This window comes from Lysobacter stagni (assembly GCF_030053425.1).
GTDB classification, from domain to species: domain Bacteria; phylum Pseudomonadota; class Gammaproteobacteria; order Xanthomonadales; family Xanthomonadaceae; genus Lysobacter_J; species Lysobacter_J stagni.
Window position 1 is genome coordinate 91,229 of sequence record NZ_JASGBI010000002.1, and the last position, 13,955, is coordinate 105,183.

At 69.1% G+C, this 13,955-nt stretch carries 8 protein-coding genes and 1 pseudogene; 6 read left to right on the plus strand and 3 right to left on the minus strand.

Translation table 11 applies throughout. The features are described from left to right. Positions 1-24 precede the first annotated feature (24 nt). Entirely contained in the window at positions 25-2,673 is a 2,649-nt protein-coding gene (locus tag QLQ15_RS17240; RefSeq protein WP_283214138.1) for a M1 family metallopeptidase, read from the minus strand. 312 nt (positions 2,674-2,985) lie between these two features. On the opposite strand from QLQ15_RS17240, the gene QLQ15_RS17245 reads away from it, so the two are divergent. Continuing rightward, on the plus strand, positions 2,986-3,426 hold the full coding sequence (locus QLQ15_RS17245) for an EF-hand domain-containing protein (protein ID WP_283214139.1): 441 nt from the start codon (positions 2,986-2,988) through the stop codon (positions 3,424-3,426). A 77-nt stretch (positions 3,427-3,503) separates the two neighbouring features. On the opposite strand, the gene QLQ15_RS17250 is transcribed toward QLQ15_RS17245, so the two are convergent. Continuing rightward, positions 3,504-5,210, minus strand: coding sequence for a sensor domain-containing diguanylate cyclase (locus QLQ15_RS17250; protein ID WP_283214140.1), 1,707 nt, complete (start codon positions 5,208-5,210; stop codon positions 3,504-3,506). Positions 5,211-5,402: 192 nt separating this feature from the next. Between QLQ15_RS17250 and QLQ15_RS17255 the strand changes: the two genes are divergently transcribed. Further along, positions 5,403-6,029 (plus strand): 2'-5' RNA ligase family protein, encoded by a 627-nt coding sequence (locus QLQ15_RS17255; protein WP_283214141.1) that lies wholly within the window; start codon positions 5,403-5,405, stop codon positions 6,027-6,029. A gap of 10 nt (positions 6,030-6,039) precedes the next feature. On the opposite strand, the gene QLQ15_RS17260 is transcribed toward QLQ15_RS17255, so the two are convergent. Beyond that, positions 6,040-7,008: an MBL fold metallo-hydrolase gene (locus QLQ15_RS17260; RefSeq protein WP_283214142.1), complete on the minus strand. Its 969-nt coding sequence runs from the start codon at positions 7,006-7,008 to the stop codon at positions 6,040-6,042. 183 nt (positions 7,009-7,191) lie between these two features. Between QLQ15_RS17260 and QLQ15_RS17265 the strand changes: the two genes are divergently transcribed. The 4 genes and pseudogenes from QLQ15_RS17265 (at position 7,192) to QLQ15_RS17280 (ending at position 13,853) form a co-directional block, all read left to right on the plus strand. Beyond that, positions 7,192-9,615 carry a DEAD/DEAH box helicase gene (locus QLQ15_RS17265; protein ID WP_283214143.1) on the plus strand — a complete coding sequence of 808 codons (2,424 nt, stop codon included), beginning with the start codon at positions 7,192-7,194 and terminating at the stop codon, positions 9,613-9,615. A gap of 50 nt (positions 9,616-9,665) precedes the next feature. Beyond that, positions 9,666-10,472: pseudogene (locus tag QLQ15_RS17270) on the plus strand (ribonuclease H-like domain-containing protein); the annotation flags it as partial. Between the two features lie 192 nt (positions 10,473-10,664). Beyond that, a complete protein-coding gene (locus QLQ15_RS17275) occupies positions 10,665-11,723 on the plus strand; it encodes a glycosyltransferase family 4 protein (protein WP_283214144.1) in 1,059 nt (352 codons plus the stop codon). 12 nt (positions 11,724-11,735) lie between these two features. After that, the gene (locus QLQ15_RS17280) at positions 11,736-13,853 is read left to right on the plus strand and encodes an amylo-alpha-1,6-glucosidase (RefSeq protein ID WP_283214145.1); all 2,118 of its coding nucleotides are present in this window, start codon (positions 11,736-11,738) and stop codon (positions 13,851-13,853) included. The last annotated feature ends 102 nt before the right edge of the window (positions 13,854-13,955 follow it).

Below are 13,955 nucleotides of genomic sequence, written 5' to 3' on the forward strand. Positions count from 1 at the left end.
CGTGCGCGTTGCGTTGCGGGTGGATCAGCTGCCGTGCTTGGCCAGCCATGCGTCCAGCGCGGGCAGACGGTCCTGGCGCACCTGGATGCGGTAGGTCACGTTGGCCGCGGCGGTGTCGGCGGCGCGGCGCGAGCCTTCGGCGACGTGCGAGCTGGCGTAGTCGCGGATCTTGCCGACCATCGCCGGATCCAGCGAGCGGTCGGCCAGGCCCGGGTAGTAGCGGGAACGCGAGGTCGAATCGACCTTCGTGTCCAGCTGCTCGCGGTGCGCGATGGCGAAATCGAACGCCAGGTCCGGGTGCAGGCGCGAGACGGCGCGGATCATGCCCGCGCTGTTGGTCGCACCGGGCTCGTCGGTCAACGCCAGTTCCAGCGCCTTGCCCGCCAGCGCGGCGTCCTGCGTGGAGGACAGCAGCTGGTACAGCTCGTCCTTCACCAGCGGCGTCTTCTCCGCCTGCGCGGCGGCATGCAGCTTCTCCCACGTGGCCGCGTCGGCATGGCGCGCGACGACAGCCAGCACGGTCTTGCGCAGGCCGGCGGGCATCTCGTTGGCGGCGTAGCGGCGACGGGCTTCGTCGATGACCTTGCGGTCGCCCAGGGCGCCCAGCGTGTCGATCAGTTCGGTGCGGAGCACCTTCACCGGATCGGCCTCGCCCGCCTTCTCGTCCCAGCCGATGCGCGCCAGCACCGGCGACAGCTGCGCGATGGCGAACGTGCGGAAACGAGCCTGGCGCTTGGCATCGCCTTCGTAGTACTCGTCCAGGCTGTGCAGGCTGCCGGCGATGTCGCCCCAGATCTGCGGATCGGCATCGCGCGGCGTGGCCTTCACCAGGTCCAGGTAATCGGCCGGCGACTGCAGGCCCGCCAGGCCCAGCGCCCACACGTCGTTCATCACGCCGAGCTGGTCGATGGCGTCGAGCCTGGTGAAGCCGGTGCGGATCTGCGCGAACTGCGAGGGTGCATACAGCGTGCGGTAGTAGCCGGTCTGGCCGGCATTCACCACCACCGGTCCGCAACCGGGGACCTCGAGCGTGCCGCTGCCGCCTTCGACGATGGTGCGAACGGCTTCGCCGCCGGGCGACTGCGCGATCACCGGCACGCGCCAGCGCAGCGGTTCCTTGCCGGGGCGGTCCTTGGTGAACTCGCCCTGCGTGAAGGTGAGCGTGGTCTTGCCGGCGTTGCACGCCGAGGCCGCCACGCTCAGCATCGGAATGCCCGGCTGCAGGGTGAAGTCGTGCGCGATGTCCAGCATCGGCTTGCCCGACGCGGACTGGATCTGACGCCACAGGTCGTCGGAGACGGTGTTGCCGTAGGCGTGCGTCTTCATGTAGTTGCGCACGCCTTCGCGCCAGGCATCGGCGCCGACGTAGCCTTCGAGCATGTGGATCACCGCACTGCCCTTCTGGTAGGTGATGGCATCGAAGGCCTGGCTGGCCTGCTCGACGGTTTCCACGTGCTGCACCACCGGGTGCGTGGTCGCCACGGCGTCACGACCCATCGCCCCTTCGCGCGAGTTCACCGCGCCCAGCCCGGTGTTCCATTCCGGATGCAGCTTCTGCGTGGTACGCGAGGCCATCCACGTGGCGAAGCCTTCGTTGAGCCACAGGTCGTCCCACCAGCTCATCGTGACCAGGTCGCCGAACCACTGGTGGGCGATCTCGTGCGCGGCCACCGAGAACACACGCTGCTTGTCGGACTGCGTGGAGATGCTGGGGTCCAGCAGCAGCGTGTGTTCGAAGGTGAAGATGGCGCCCCAGTTCTCCATCGCGCTGAAGAACTGGCTGCCACCCGGCGAGGCCACGTTGTCCAGCTTCGGCAGCGGGAACTTCGTGCCGAAGTAGTCGTTGTACTCGCGCAGCACGGCGGCGGAGGACTCCATAGCGAAACGGGCCTGGTCGATCTTGCCGCGCTGCGCGACCACGCCGACTTCCACGCCCTCGGCCTGCGTGGCCGCGCGCTCGAAGTCGCCCACGCTGAAGAACAGCAGGTAGGTCGACATCTTCGGCGACTGCGCGAAGCTCACGCGCGTGGTGCCGTTGCCCAGGTCCTGCGTGTTGGCGGCGGGCATGTTGCTGACCACCATCTCACCGGTCGGCACGGTGGCCGTCAGGGTGAAGGTGGCCTTGTGCGAGGGCTCGTCCCACGACGGGATCATGCGACGCGCGTCGGAATTCTCGAACTGCGTGAACAGTGCGCGCTTGCGTCCGTCCTGGGTGTCGTAGTCGATGGCGAACAGACCGTTGGCCTGCGTGCCGATCTTGCCGGTGTAGTCCAGCGCGAGGCGGTAACGGCCCGGCGCGAGCGGCTTGTCGAAGGTGAAGGTGGCGGTCTGCGCCTGCGCATCCACGCCCACCTTCGGCGTCAGCGCCTTGCCCTTGCCACTGTCCGGCGTCAGGCGCGCCGAGGAGAACACCATGTCGATCGCGTTGAGCGTGATGCTCGGCGTGGCTTCCAGCACGTCCAGGGTGATGGTCGCCTGTCCGGCCAGCGACAGCGACTGCGCCTGCGGGGTGATGGCCACGTCGTAGTGCACGGGGAGCACGTTGCGCGGCAACTGGGTCGTGGTGGTGGTGGAGGTGCGGACATCGGCGGTGCTGTCGGCGGGCGCCGCGGCGACCGTGGCCGATGCGGCGGCCAGTGCGATCGCTACGGCGGAAACCAGGATACGGCGCATCAACTTCTCCCCTTTGTATTCGGTGGCCGCGAGGGCCGGTTGGCTGACGGAACGGCACCGTTCCCCCGAACGGATCACCGTGCCAGACACGGAGTGTGCCCGTCCTGCCCGGTTGCTTGTAGTCCCGTGTCTGGCGGCCTCGCCGCGGAGGGCGGGAACGGCCGTTCAGGCGCCAGTCGTGCGCGATCTCGCCTGCGCAGTGCGGCCGCACCCGGGACCTCCCACCTTCGCGTGGTGTTGACGCATGCCGAACAAAGCGGCGCGCAGGCTCGCCCGTACCCGGCAACACCCGGACCCCACGAGGAGGGCACGATGCAGAACCGGAAATCGATCACGACCATGGCAGCACTGGGCGCGCTGCTGACCGTCTCGGCGGCCGTCTCGGCCGACGACAAGTCCCGGATGATGGACACCAACGGCGACGGCGTGATCACCGCCGCCGAACATGCCACCGGCGCCAAGAAGATGTTCGACGCTATGGACGCCAACCACGACGGCAGCGTCACCGCCGCCGAGATGGATGCGCACAAGGCGAAGATGAAATCCGACCCGGCGAAGGCCGGCCACGAGATGACCTCGGCCGAGAAGATCAAGACCATCGACACCAACGGCGACGGCGCCCTTTCGGCCGCCGAACACGCCGCCGGATCGCAGAAGAAGTTCGGCGAGATGGACACCAATGGCGATGGCAACCTCACCGCGGCCGAGATGAAGGCCGGCCACGAAGCGATGAAGACCAGCCAGCGCAAATAGCCGGCAAGACCGCGTCGAGCGCCAACTGAAAGCCCCGCATCGGCGGGGCTTTCTTCATGGGTCGGGTGAGAGCCCGGTCAGGCGTTGGGTTCGGCCATCGCGACGTCCGCCAGCACGACTCGGTCGCGCCCGGCGTGCTTGGCCTGATACAGCGCGCGATCGCCGGCGCGCATCAGTTCCAGGCCCACATCGCCGTGCTCGGGCATGATCGCCACGCCGATGGATGTAGTGATGCGCAGCAGCGCCGCACCCGGCTCTCCGATGCGCAGCAGCGCCGCGCCGGCGCGGATGTCCTCCGCACGGGCCAGCGCCTGGGCGGCATCGGTCTCCGGCAGGATGAGGGTGAATTCCTCGCCGCCGTAACGGCAGGCGATGTCTTCGGGGCGACAACTGTCGCGCAGCAGCCGCGCGAACGCGGAGAGCGCGGCGTCGCCCATCGCATGGCCGTGGCGGTCGTTGAAGGCCTTGAAGTGGTCGACGTCGATCATCAGCACGGCCAGCGATTGCTGACGACGGCGACAGCGGGCGATCTCGCGGGCCAGCGACTCTTCCAGGTAGCGGCGGTTGAACAACCCCGTCAGGCCATCGCGCACGGCCTGATGGCGCAGGCTTTCGCGCAGGCGCACATTGGCCAGCGCCATCGAAAGCTGCTCGCAAAGACGCACGGCCAGCGACGCCCCGGGCACCGCCCCCTGCCCTTCGCCCTGCAACGACAGCCAACCGACGACTTCGCCGTGCGCGCTGAGCGGGATGCACAGCCCGCACACCGCCCCCGCACCGGCCGGACGCCCGATGTGCGGACAGCGCATGCCGTGACGCAGCTCGTCCATCGCGAACGGCGCGTGGCGCCGCACCGCCCAGCACGATTGCAGCGCCGGTGCCGGATCGTTCGACGCCACCGGGCTGCCCCAGTGCGCGACCAGTTCGGCGTGATCGCGCGAAGCGCGGATCACGTACAGGAAGCCGGCCAGTCCCGGCAGCAGCCCACGGAAGGTGGATCCGGTGATCTCGTACAGCTCCTGCGCGTCGGACGCCCCCTGCAGCATGCTGGAGTAGTGGCTCAGCGCGGCCATGCTGTCGGACAGCTCCGCCAGCTGGCTCACGGTGGCCTGCAGTTCCGCATTGGAGCGCGAAGCGGCCGCCTCGGCGCGCTTGCGCGTGCGGTTCTCGCGCGCCAGCAGTCGCTGCGCGTGGCCGATCAGCAGCAGGCTGACCGGAATGCCGATGCCCGCGGCCAGCAACACGAACCAGGCCGATCGCTCGGCGCGGCGCGAACGGATGTCCAGCAGGGCGCCTTCGGCCCGGTGCAGGGCCTCCAGGCGACGCGAAAGATCGGCATCGCTGGCACGGATGCGGGCGACCATGGCCTCGTCCAGGGACGCCAGACCCGGTCGCCAGGCGTCGATGGCATCGGCGCTGAGCTTCATGCGCCGTTCCAGCGCATCGCGCAGGCCTTCGGCGCGGCGGCGCTGGCCGACGTTGTCGCCGACCTCCTCCACCAGCAGCTTTGCCTCACGCTGCAGCTCGCCGCTGGTGCGCCAGAACGCGTCTCGGCTGGCGCGCTGGCCGGCCAGCAGGTAACCGCGCGACTCGGCGACGGCGCGGTGCTTCAGCGATTCGATCCGCTCCAGGTGGCCGATCACCGTGTAGGTGTGCGTGACCCAGCGGTAGTCGGACGCGAACTGGATCGCGTTGGCGACCACATACAGCCCCAGCGCGACCAGGATGACCGTGGCTGCGAGGAAACCGCGCAAGGGTGAAAGGTGGCGAAGTGGCATCATCATGGAAGGCGGGCCGCCGCGACTCTGGCGAAAAGGCGGCGTCCGTGCCATGGCCGGTCGTCATGGACGCACGGCGCTTCCGCGACGATGGTCGCGGGATCGACAGAATCATCGGCCGCGCGCGGCATTTCTTGACCGCGCACGCGCCGATGCACCGCGACCGTGGAATTCTGTCGTTCCGGAGGTCCAGCGAACGTGATCGCCATCGACGTACTGATCGAACCCGACAGCGCATTGCTGCAACGCGCCCGCGCCGCCAACGCGGTCCTGCGCGCCGACCATCCCCCGGGTTTCGCCTTCGACGACACCCACCTGCCCCACGTCACGCTGGTGCAGCGCTACGTGCGCCGCGACGACCTTCCGGCGGTGTGCGAGGCGGTTCGGGACATCGCGATGCAGCACGACGTCCGCGCGATGCACCTGCAGGCGACCGGGCTGCACATGCGCGCCACCGACACCGTGGGCTCCGCATCGTGGACCCTGGCGAACACGCCGGCATTGCAGGCGCTGGCCGATGCCTGCCTCGATGCGGCCGCGCCGTTCGCGATCTCGGGCGGCGGACAGGCCGCGTTCGTCCCCAATGAGGACGGCACGCCCATCCGCGACAGCACCATCGATTACGTCGAACGCTTCGCGCCCGACCACAGCGGCGCGAACTACGCGCCGCACATCACCCTGGGCAGGGCACGCGCCGCATTCCTCCGGGAACTGCAGCGCGCGCCGTTCGAGGCCTTCGTCGTCTCACCGGCGGCCATCGCCGTGTACCAGCTGGGCAATCACGGCACCGCGCGACGGCGGCTGTGGCCATGGCCGGCCGGGTGAGGTGCCGTCCTCAGTTCTCCGGCACCCAGACGAAGCCGTCGCCCTGCGCCTTCACGTGGCCGATGCCCGGGAACGGGAAGTGCACCGCATACACGCGCTCGCCGCTGTCGGCAGCACGTTTGAGCACGGCGCGACGGTTGGCCACGGCCTTGGGTGAATCCTCGTCGTACTGCACGACCCAGTCCGGACGCTGCACCGACACCACGAAATGGTGCGCGGAATCGCCGATGTAGAGCAGGCGCTCGTTGCCGGAGGCGATCTCGTAGGCGCTGTGCCCCGGCGTGTGGCCTTCGGCGGCGACCGCGGTGACCACGCCCGGCACGATCGCCTCGCCCGGCTGGAACGGTGCCACCTTCGGAGTAATGGCCGCGACGAGCGCAGCGACGTCCTTCTCGGCCTTCATCGCATCCCACTCCGCGGCGGACAGATGCACGGCGGCATTCGGGAACGCCAATGCACCCTCGTGCGTCAGCAGGCCGCCGACGTGGTCGCCGTGATGGTGCGAGAGGAAGATGTCGGTCACCTGCGCGGCTTCCACGCCCGCCGCGTGCAGCGATGCCTGCAGGCGGCCGGCACGCGCCCACGTCACTTCGCCCGCACCGGTGTCGAACAGAAGCACGCGTCCTTCGCTGCGCACCAGCAGCGGCTGGATGCTCAGGTGCATCGTGTCGGTGGGCTGCCCGGCCGCGGACAGCAGCGCGGCGACGTCGGCGGTGGGCTGGCCGACGCCGAAGGTCTTGCCGTCATTGGCGACGTCGATGTCGCCGTCCTTCAGCGCGAACGCGTCGAGCGCACCGATCTTGAAGGCGAATGCATCGCTCTGGGCCGCTGGTGCCGTCGCCGCAGGCGTAGCGGCTGCCGGTGCTGCCGCGGGCGCGGAGGTCTCGGTCGATGGCGCGGGCTCCTGCTTCGAACAGGCACCGAGCACGGCCACCGATACGAACGCGGCGACCAGGATGGAAAGGCGATTGCGTGACATGGGGGTGCCCTCGGATGGGGAAAGGGAGCCGGCAGTACTTCGCCGGCCGCTGGCGAGCTTAGGCGCGTGCACGGCAGGCAACAAGATGCCGGCCAACGGCGATCGCGATGCGATCGGATGCGCCGTCTCAGGACGTGAGACGCAGAACCTCTACAACGCCCTGCCTTCCGCGGAGCGACACGCATGAGCCAGCCGGCGCGCAGCCAGCCTTCGACGTCCATCTTCCCGGAGGTCGCACGCCCCGCGCCGCGTTCCGACGGCCGCGCACTGGCACGGCGGCTGGAGGACAAGTACGTCTCGCGCGTAACCGGCGTGCACACCGTTCCGGGCCGACCCGAGCGCAGCGTACCGATGCCCCCCGACGTGCCCGACGCCATCGCGGCCGCGCTGCGCGCGCGCGGCATCGAGCGCCTCTATTCGCACCAGGCCGATGCGTGGAATGCCGTCGCGCGCGGCGAGGACGTGGTGATCGCCACCGCGACCGCCTCGGGCAAGAGCCTGTGCTACCTGCTGCCGGTGCTGGCCGCCGCGACGACGCAGCGCGCCAAGGCGTTGTTCCTGTTCCCCACCAAGGCACTGGCGCAGGACCAGGTGGCCGAGCTGCTGGAACTCAACGCGGCGGGCGATCTGGGCGTGCGCACGTTCACCTTCGATGGCGACACGCCCGGCGACGCGCGTCAGGCCATCCGCTTGCACGGCGACATCGTGGTCAGCAATCCGGACATGCTGCACCAGGGCATCCTGCCGCATCACACCAAGTGGGCGCAGTTCTTCGAGAACCTGCGCTACGTGGTGATCGATGAAGTGCACAGCTACCGCGGCGTGTTCGGCTCGCACGTGGCCAACGTGATCCGCCGGCTGCGGCGCATCTGCGCATTCTACGGCTCGCATCCGCAGTTCATCCTGTGCTCGGCGACCATCGGCAATCCGAAGGCGCATGCCGAGGCCCTCACCGGGCGTGATGTCACCGCCATCACCGAGTCCGGCGCACCCAGCGGCGACAAGCACGTGCTGCTGTGGAATCCACCGGTGGTGAACCCCGACCTTGGCCTGCGCGCCTCGGCGCGTTCGCAGAGCAACCTCATCGCGCGACTGACCATCAAGGCCGGGCTGAAGACGCTGGTGTTCGCGCAGTCGCGATTGATGGTCGAGGTACTCACCAAGTACCTCAAGGATGTATTCGACAGCGACCCGCGCAAGCCCGCGCGCATCCGCAGTTACCGCGGCGGTTACCTTCCGACCGAACGCCGCGAGACCGAACGTGCGATGCGTGCCGGCACCATCGACGGCATCGTGTCCACGTCCGCGCTGGAACTGGGCGTCGACATCGGCGCGCTGGACGCGGTGGTGCTCAATGGCTATCCCGGCTCCATCGCCGCGACCTGGCAGCGTTTCGGCCGCGCGGGCCGGCGCCGGCAGGCCTCGCTGGGCGTGCTGGTGGCCAGCTCCGATCCGCTGGACCAGTACGTGATCCGTCATCCTGAATTCTTCGCCGGTGCTTCGCCGGAACACGCGCGCATCCACGCCGACCAGCCGGTGATATTGCTGGACCACATCCGCTGCGCCGCGTTCGAGCTGCCCTTCCAGGCGCGCGAGCTGTTCGGCGACGTCGACCCGTCGGTGTACCTGCAGCTGCTGGCCGAGGACGGCGTGGTGCACGGCGAGCAGGACCGCTGGGAGTGGATCGCCGACAGCTATCCCGCCAACGCGGTGAGCCTGCGCTCGGTGGCCGACGGCAACTTCGTCGTGGTCGATCGCACCGAAGGCCGGCAGACCATCATCGCCGAGGTGGACTTCTCCGCCGCGCCGCTGACGCTGTACGAGGGCGCCATCCACATGGTGCAGGCCACGCCCTACCAGGTGGAGAAACTGGACTGGGACGGCCGCAAGGCCTTCGTCACGCGCACGCACGTGGACTACTACACCGACGCCATCGACTACACGAAGCTGAAGGTGCTGGAGCGTTTCGACGGCTCGCCCGCTGGCAGCGGCACCTGCCATCACGGCGAGGTGCACGTGGTGCGCCGCGTTGCCGGCTACAAGAAGATCCGCTACTACACGCACGAGAACATCGGCTACGGCCCGGTCACCCTGCCCGACCAGGAGCTGCACACCACCAGCGCGTGGTGGCAGCTGCCGCAATCGGTGCTGGAATCCACGTTCGCCTCGCGCCAGGAAGCGCTGGACGGCTTCCTCGGTGCGGGCTACGCGCTGCACGTGGTCGCCAAGCTGGCGGTGATGGCCGAAGGCGTGGACCTGCAGAAGGCTGTCGGCGACGGCAATGGCGCCTGGTTCGCCAGCGCCGACGGACGCGGGCGTGGCCAGTTGCGCGGTGCCGGCGAGGATGCGGTGTCGATCGAAGACGGCGAGCGTTTCGTGCCCACCGTGTACCTCTACGACAACTTCCCTGGCGGTGTGGGCCTGAGCGAACCGCTCTGGTTCCGCCAGCGTGAACTGGTGCAGCGTGCGACCGAGCTGGTGGAAGGCTGCGACTGCAAGGCCGGCTGCCCGGCCTGTGTGGGGCCGGTACTCGCCGCCGACGAGGACGCCACCGTCGCGCCGCGCGCGCTAGCGCTGCGCGTGCTGCGGGCGCTGTCGCCCGCATGAGCCTGACCCTCGCTCGATTGCAGCAGCTCAAGCGGCAGGCCGGTGGCGTGGCCGCTCAGGCCGCGGCCACGCCCTCGACACCGATCCCGCCGCCGGACCTCGACGACCTGCGCCGCGTGCTGCGGCGTCGCGCGCCGGACGCCGTGCCGCACGCCGCATCGCACGATCGCTTCGTGCCCGGAGTGGAGATCGCGCGCGGCCTGCACCTGCTCGAAGCGACGGTGCCGCTGGCACCGCACGAGGAGCGCATCGACGCGCGCTTCGACCGGCGCGATGCCCTGCAGGCGCAACGGCTGGTGTTCTTCGACACCGAGACCACGGGGCTGGCCGGCGGCAGCGGCACGCGTGCTTTCATGATCGGTGCGGCCGACTGGCACGGCGGCGCGCTGCGCATCCGCCAGCTGCTGACCACCACGATGGCCGGCGAAGCGGCGATGCTCGACACCTTCCGCCAGTGGCTGCAGCCCGACAGCGTGCTCGTCAGCTACAACGGCAAGTGCTACGACGCCCCGCTGCTCAACACGCGCTACCGCCTCAACCGCATGGACAGCCCGTTGGCGGGACTGGACCACGTCGACCTGCTCTATCCCACACGTCGTCGTTACCGCGGACGCTGGGAGAACTGCCGGCTGGCGACCATCGAACGGCGCGCGCTCGATGTCGTGCGCGAGGACGATCTGCCCGGATCGGAAGCGCCCGCGGCCTGGTTGTCGTACCTGCGCGGCGGCTCCGCGCGCAACCTGCGCCGCGTGCTGGCGCACAACGACCGCGATGTGGTGACTTTGGCGCAACTGCTGCTTCACCTGTCGATCCTGGGTGCGCGCGACCTCGACGCGGCCCTGTGCGTGCCGGCCTAGCACGAGGCCGCCTGGTCGCCCGCGGACCCATTCAGCCGTGTACGCGCGCGGAATGAACGACGCATCACGTCGCCTTGAAGAACGCTGACATAAGGTCGAAACATTGCCATCGACGGCCGGCCGAACGAACGCCCGTTCATGCACGTCATGCGGCGTTCGCCTCGGCCGGTCGCGGCGTTCGAAGAATGCGACATGAAGATCGCCCTGGTCTCTCCGCTGTACGAGGCGGTCCCACCACGGTTGTACGGCGGAACCGAACGCGTGGTCGCACACCTGTCCGATGCGCTGGTCCAAGCGGGGCACGACGTCACGCTGTTCGCAACCGCCGAGGCGGAAACTTCGGCCACGCTCGCGCCCATGCGCGACCAGGCGATCCGGCTGGATCCGGCGCCGTTGAAGAGCGACCTGGCCGCGCACCTGGCCATGCTCGATGAAGTGCGCCAGCGCGCGGACGAGTTCGACATCCTGCATTTCCACATCGACCTGCTGCACTTTCCGTTCTTCCAGGAGATGCCGCGGCGCACTCTGACCACGCTGCACGGCCGGCTGGACCTGAAGGATCTCGATTCGGTGTACGCACGCTGGCCGCAGTTTCCGCTGGCGTCCATTTCCGACAGTCAGCGGCGACCGCTGCCCGCGGCGAACTGGGCCGGCACGGTGCATCACGGCCTGCCCACCTCGCTGTACGAATTCAGCCCCACGCCGCGCGGCGGTTACCTGGCCTTCCTCGGGCGCATCTCGCCGGAGAAGCGGCTGGATCGCGCGATCGCCATCGCGCGCCGCGTGGGCCTGCCGCTGAAAGTCGCGGCCAAGGTGGACGCGGTGGACCAGGCCTACTTCCACAACGAGATCGAACCGCTGCTGGACGACCCGCTGGTGGAGTACATCGGCGAGATCAACGACGCGCAGAAGAGCGATTTCCTCGGTGGCGCGATCGCCCTGCTCTTCCCCATCGACTGGCCCGAACCGTTCGGCCTGGTGATGATCGAGGCGATGGCCTGCGGCACGCCGGTGGTGGCGTGGAATTGCGGTTCGGTGCCGGAAGTGATCGATCCCGGCCTCACCGGCGTGATCGTCAACCACCTCGACGACGCCGCCAACGCGGTGCGCGCCGTCTCGCGCTACGAGCGCGGCCGCATCCGCGCACGCTTCGAGCAGCGCTTCTCCGCGGCGGCCATGGCGCGGCGCTACGTCGAACTGTACTGGCGCATCCTCGAGGAAGGGGGTTCCCGGATCCGCCTCTCCGCCTGAGCATCGACGCGCATGGATCCCGCTGCCGCCGCGACCCTGTTCTCCAGCTACGTCCTCAAGGATGGCGACACCTTCCTCATCGCCAATGCCACCGGCGATGTGATCGGCGACAGCGACGGGCAGTTCCATAACGACACGCGCATCCTGTCGCGCTACCGGCTGACGCTGGGCGATTCCGCACCGGCACTGCTCAGCTCGATGGTCTCACGCGACAACGTGTTCTTCGTCGCGCACCTGACCAACCGCACCCTGCCGCCGCTGGGCGGCGACGAGACGCCGCACGGCCTGGTGCATCTCAAGCGCACGCGTTTCCTGTGCGCGGATCGTCTGTTCGAACGCATCGCGCTGACCAACTACGGCCGCGACCTGGTGCACCTGCGGCTGGTGTTCGAGGTGGGCGCCGACTTCCGCGACATGTTCGAAGTGCGCGGCAGCCACCGTGCCGCGCGCGGTCAGCCGCAGATGCCGCGCTACCACGAGAACGGCGTGACGTTCGGCTACGTCGGCCTGGACGGCACGATGAGCCAGTCGTCGCTGGTGTTCTCGCGCCCACCGGAGCCGCTGCAGGACGGCCGTCTGTGCATGGATTTCGATCTGGCCTCACGCGGCCGGCAGGAGATCTACCTGGAAGTGGGCGCGGACGACCACGCGTTGCCAGCCACGCGCGCACGCTTCCGTGCAGCGGCGAGCGTGGCGCGCACGCGCATGCGCCGCCGCCAGCGTCGGCTGGCGCGCGTGCGCAGCGAGGCGCCGCTGTTCAACGCATGGATGGAGCGTTCACGCGCCGACCTGGCCCTGCTGACCAGCGAGCTGGACACCGGGCCGTATCCCTATGCGGGCATTCCATGGTTCTCCACGCCCTTCGGACGCGACGCCGTGATCACCGCGCTGCAGACGTTGTGGCTGGATCCCCAGCTCGCGCGCGGCGTGCTGGCCTTCCTCGCGCGGCACCAGGCGAAGGAGGAGTCGTCCTTCATGGACGCCTCGCCGGGCAAGATCATGCATGAGACCCGCAAGGGCGAGATGGCACGCCTGCGTGAGTTGCCGTTCGGCCTGTACTACGGCGGTGTCGATACCACGCCGTTGTTCCTGGTGCTGGCGACCGCCTACGCGCGCCGAACCGGCGACCTGGAGTTCGTGCGCAGCATCTGGAACGAACTGAAGGCCGCCGTCGCCTGGATAGAACGGGTGTGCGATGCCAACCCGCTGGGGTTTCTGGACTACGCGCGCGGGGAATCGACCGGGCTGGCGAACCAGGGTTGGAAGGACAGCTTCGATTCGGTCTTCCACGCCGATGGCAGCTCGCCGCAGGGCCCCATCGCGCTGGTGGAGGTGCAGGGATACGTGTTCGCAGCGTTGCGCGGCATGTCGCAACTGGCGCTGGCACTGGGCGAGGACGAGGCATCGCGCCACTGGACCGCACGCTCGCAGCGGATGGCCGAGTCGGTGGAGACGCACTTCCCGATGGACAACGGCTTCTACGGCATCGCCGTGGACGGTGAGCGCCGTCTGTGCGCGGTGCGCGCGAGCAATCCGGGGCATCTGCTCTTCACGGGATTGCCTTCGGCCAAGCGCGCGCGCGAAGTGGCCGCACACCTGCTGTCGCCGGAATTCTTCAGCGGCTGGGGCATCCGCACGCTGGCGGTGGGCGAAGCGCGGTACAACCCGATGTCGTACCACAACGGTTCGGTGTGGCCGCACGACAGCGCACTGTGTGCAGCCGGACTGGCACGCTACGGCCAGCGCGATGCCTCCGTGCGCCTGCTGCGCAGCGCGTTCGAAGCCGCGGTGGCCTTCGACATGCGCCTGCCGGAACTGTTCTGCGGGTTCCCGCGCGTGCCCGGCGGCGCACCGGTGGCCTACCCGGTCGCGTGCCTGCCGCAGGCGTGGGCCGCGGGATCGGCCTTCATGTCGCTGCAGGCGTGCCTGGGCATCCGCATCGACGGGCCGGCGGCGGAACTCGTGCTCGACCACCCCCGCCTTCCGGCCGGCGTGGAAGAGTTGTCGATCCGCAACATTCCGCTGGGGGAACGGCGCGCGCACCTGGTGCTCAAGCGGGTGGGCGAGCGCGTGGCGGTGTTCGTCGAAGGCCCGGACTCGGACGGCGTGGTCGCCCGGGTGCGCGGGTGATGCAATGACGCGGGGTTTGCCAATGCGATGGTGTCCACGACGGGCTATCGTTGCACGGGAACTTAACGTCGCCACGAATAGGCTGCTGCCCCGCAGCCAGGG

Coding starts and splice junctions, on each gene's coding strand:
- QLQ15_RS17265 (WP_283214143.1), top strand. CDS start 7,192: ATGAGCCAGCCGGCGCGCAGCCAGCCTTCGACGTCCATCTTCCCGGAG.
- QLQ15_RS17250 (WP_283214140.1), bottom strand. CDS start 5,210: ATGATGATGCCACTTCGCCACCTTTCACCCTTGCGCGGTTTCCTCGCA.
- QLQ15_RS17260 (WP_283214142.1), bottom strand. CDS start 7,008: ATGTCACGCAATCGCCTTTCCATCCTGGTCGCCGCGTTCGTATCGGTG.
- QLQ15_RS17240 (WP_283214138.1), bottom strand. CDS start 2,673: ATGCGCCGTATCCTGGTTTCCGCCGTAGCGATCGCACTGGCCGCCGCA.
- QLQ15_RS17280 (WP_283214145.1), top strand. CDS start 11,736: ATGGATCCCGCTGCCGCCGCGACCCTGTTCTCCAGCTACGTCCTCAAG.
- QLQ15_RS17245 (WP_283214139.1), top strand. CDS start 2,986: ATGCAGAACCGGAAATCGATCACGACCATGGCAGCACTGGGCGCGCTG.
- QLQ15_RS17275 (WP_283214144.1), top strand. CDS start 10,665: ATGAAGATCGCCCTGGTCTCTCCGCTGTACGAGGCGGTCCCACCACGG.